This window comes from Brevundimonas sp. UBA7534 (assembly GCF_002479325.1).
Taxonomy (GTDB): domain Bacteria; phylum Pseudomonadota; class Alphaproteobacteria; order Caulobacterales; family Caulobacteraceae; genus Brevundimonas.
The window spans coordinates 1-2633 of record NZ_DLMO01000043.1; the positions used below are offsets into that span (position 1 = coordinate 1).

Genomic DNA, 2633 nt, shown 5'->3' on the forward strand with positions numbered 1-2633 from the left:
CCCTGTGCGCCGAGGCGGGCGGCCTCTGGTCGGGCGGCAAGCCGAACGCCCTGGTGCGCGTCGACCTGACCGACCGCAACGGCCAGCTGCTGGCCGCCAACATCATCCATTACGGCCTCTACATCGACCCGCGCGAGGTCTGGGACCGCGACCTGGCCGCCCGCCAGATCCGCCGCGCCCTGCCGCGCGTCTCGGCCGCGCGTCTGAAGAAGGTGATGGACGGCGAACGCCGCCTGATCGTGCTGAACGGCCTGACGCCGGGCGAGAAGTCGGCCGTCCACGCCCTGGCCCTGGGCGGCGTCACCTTCGAGCCGGAAGATCGGCGCGCCTATCCGCTGGGCAACTCGGCGGTCCACCTGATCGGCGACGCCGACACGGGCGGGCAGGGCGTCTCGGGCGCCGAACTGGCCTTCAACGAAGAGATCCGCGCCGCCGGCCAGCGCGGCGACAGCTTCCCCCTGTCGATCGACCTGCGCGTCCAGGGCGTGCTGGAGAACGAGCTGGCCGCCGCCGCCATCGAGAACCAGGCCAAGGGCGCCGTGGGCATCGTCACCGACGTGCAGACCGGCGAGATCCTGGGCATGGCCAGCTGGCCGACCTTCACCCAGCAGAACCGCGGCGCCGCGCCGGACGGGGCCACGCTGAACCGCGCCGTCTCGGGCCACTACGAGATGGGTTCGGTGTTCAAGACCTTCACCGTCGCGGCGGGCCTGGACCAGGGCCTGGCGGACATGAACACCCTGTTCGACGCCTCCCAGGCGCTGCAGATCGGCAATCGCCGGATCAAGGACTTCCACGCCCAGAACCGCGTGATGACGTTGGAGGAGGTCTATCTCCACTCGTCCAACATCGGCACCTCCCAGCTTGCGCTGCAGATGGGGCCGGACCGGATGCGCGACTATTTCGAGCGGCTCGGCCTGCTCAGCGCCTCGTCCGTCGAGCTGAAGGAATCCGCCCGCCCGGTCGTGCCGCGCAACTGGAGCGACTCGACCCTGGCCTCGCTGTCGTTCGGCTACGGCATCATGGTCACGCCGGCCCAGGTGATCCAGGCGATGGGCGCCTTGACCAACGGCGGCCGCATGGTGCCCCTGTCGCTGCGTCGCGGCGGCGCCCTGAACGCCCAGCCGCGCCAGATCGTCACCGAGGACACCTCGCGCACCATCCTGGACCTGATGCGCCGCAACGTGGTCAAGGGTTCGGGCGGTTTCGCCGATGCGCCCGGCCTTCGTGTCGGCGGCAAGACCGGCTCGGCCAACAAGCTGGTGAACGGCCGCTACGACGCGACCCACGCCGTGGGCTCGTTCGCCGCCGTCTTCCCCGTCGACGGCCCGCTGGCCGCCAAGCGCTACGCCATCCTGATCGTGATGGACGAACCGGGGAAATATCCGCGCACCGGCGCCTATGTGGCCGCGCCCGCCGTGCGCAACATCGCCGACCGCATCGCCGGCTTCCTGGGCGTGGAGCGTCGCGCCGACCACTGGCGCACCGCCGACGGCCAGAAGGTGCCGGAATATCAGGACGTGGAAGGGGACGGGCGGTGAGCGCGGTCCGTCTTTCCGACCTGTTGCGTCGCGACGTCGCCGCCGATCCGGTCATCACCGCCGTCACCGCCGACAGCCGCCAGGTCCAGCCCGGCGCCCTGTTCGTCGCCCTGCCGGGCACGGCGGCGGACGGCCGGGCCTTCATCCCCCAGGCGCTGGCCCAGGGCGCCGCGGCTGTCCTGGCCCCGGCCGACACTCCGTCCGAGGCCGCGCCGGTCCTGGTCACCTCGGGCGACGTGCGCCGCGCCTACGCCATCGCCGCGCGCGGCTTTTACGGAACCCAGCCGAAGACCTGCGTGGCCGTCACCGGCACCAACGGCAAGACCTCGGTGGCGACCTTCTGCCGCCAGATCTGGGCCGCCATCGGTCACAAGTCCGCCAGCATGGGCACCCTGGGCCTGGTCGGCCAGAAGGGCGACAAGACCTACGCCCTGACCGGCCCGGGCCTGACCAGCCCCGACGCGGCCGAGGCGGCGCGTCTGATGGCCGAACTGGCCCGCAAGGACGTCACCCACCTGGCGCTTGAGGCCTCGTCGCACGGCATCGACCAGCGCCGCGTGGACGGGGTGGCGCTGAAGGCGGCGGCCTTCACCAACCTGACCCAGGACCACCTGGACTATCACGGCGACATGGAGGCCTATCGCGCCGCCAAGCTGCGCCTGTTCGACACCCTGCTGCCGCGCGGCCGCACGGCGGTCCTGAACGCCGATTCCGACGCCTATTCCGCTTTCGCCGCCGCCTCCATCATGGCGGGCCTGGGCGTGATGGGGGTGGGCGAGCGTGGGCGCGACCTGACGCTGATCGGCCGCGTCGCCACGCCGGAGGGCCAGCGCCTGACCCTGGACGCACGGGGCGACATTCACGAGGTGCTGCTGCCCCTGGCCGGCGCCTTCCAGGCGTCGAACGCCCTTGTGGCGGCCGGGCTGTGCATCGCCGCCGGCGACCGGCCCGAGGCCGTGATCGGCGCCCTGGAAAGCCTGAACGGCGCGCGCGGGCGTCTGGAGCGCGTGGGCGGCGGCACGCAGGGCGGAGAGGTCTATGTCGACTACGCCCACACCCCCGACGGTCTGGAGACGGTGCTGAACGCCCTGC

At 71.9% G+C, this 2633-nt stretch carries 2 protein-coding genes; both read left to right on the forward strand.

All coding sequences use genetic code 11. The annotated features are described in order from the left end of the window. On the forward strand, nt 1-1541 hold a 1541-nt coding region (locus B2U11_RS03310), incomplete at its 5' end, for a peptidoglycan D,D-transpeptidase FtsI family protein (protein WP_292069935.1). Then, the coding region (locus B2U11_RS03315) for a UDP-N-acetylmuramoyl-L-alanyl-D-glutamate--2,6-diaminopimelate ligase (protein ID WP_292069936.1) at nt 1538-2633 on the forward strand (1096 nt) is incomplete at its 3' end. The genes B2U11_RS03310 and B2U11_RS03315, both read left to right, overlap by 4 nt.